This window comes from Emticicia fontis (genome assembly GCF_054779675.1).
This window is the reverse complement of sequence record NZ_BAAGXU010000049.1, coordinates 1-989: the sequence shown is the minus strand read 5'-3', so window position 1 is coordinate 989 and position 989 is coordinate 1. Positions and strand designations below refer to the sequence as shown.

Annotated in this window: 1 pseudogene; it reads right to left on the bottom strand. The window is 44.4% G+C overall.

From position 1 onward, the window contains the following. A pseudogene (locus ACYVFA_RS21080) lies at window positions 1–989 on the bottom strand (gliding motility-associated C-terminal domain-containing protein); the annotation flags it as partial.

Genomic DNA, 989 nt, shown 5'->3' with positions numbered 1-989 from the left:
CAGATTGCCTCTCTATCCAGATTCTCACAATTCAGATCATTGATACTCAACTCCGGTGGGCATGGAGGACTATTATCTATTGGGCTTGAGCACATCACCTGTGATAAATTATGCAATAAGCCAAATTGAGGTAATCGGGCATAAGCTCCTACTGTTTCTACTTTATAACAATAGTTGGTATCTACTTCCATTTCTATGGTATTCACTCCATCTGCTTCATAGCGGTCTATGCCATCATCCAGATAGGTAAAGGTATTTACTGCCTGTACTGATACTTCGGCGATGATATGAAACGTACCCGGTTTGGCTTTGTCTTCTCTGTATACCAGATGCTTACGGTTATCATTGCTCCAGGGTACATTCGCCTGCCAGTTTAGTCTCACTTTCTGTGCATCTGACGAGGCTGATAACCTTACACTACTTGCTGCCTGACTCTCGGCCAAAGTCTTGTCGGTGTCATACACAAAGCCTACTTTATAAGTATAGCCATTGGCTGAGGTATTCAGGCTTTTATCCACAAATATGGTATCGGCTGCTTTGTCGATTACCTTGCTTGGTATGGTGGCTATCAGCTGAAAGACGCCTCCACTGATCCCGGTGGTGCGGTACAATTTATAAGCATAAGGCCCTTTGGTTTCATCGGCATCAAAGTTCAGGGGTCTGGTCCATTTTACAGTGATTTGGCCGCTTGTTCCACTGGTTACATCTACACTTACATTGGTAATCACTGGGGCTTTTTGTGGGATTTCACTACCGATACAAGCCTCATTCGATGGTACACTTGGCATCGATACAAAGTCAGAAGTAGCCAGATTAGCCACAATGCTATAGCTATAAATCACTCCACTCTGCGCTTTGGTATCCAGATACAAGGTATCTTTGGCTGCTACTCGTGCCACTTCAACAAAACCAAGGGCAGCGGGCAAGCCTATCTGGCAATTGGCTGGAACGAAGTTAGAACAACCTTCTTTGCGATAAATCACGATTTC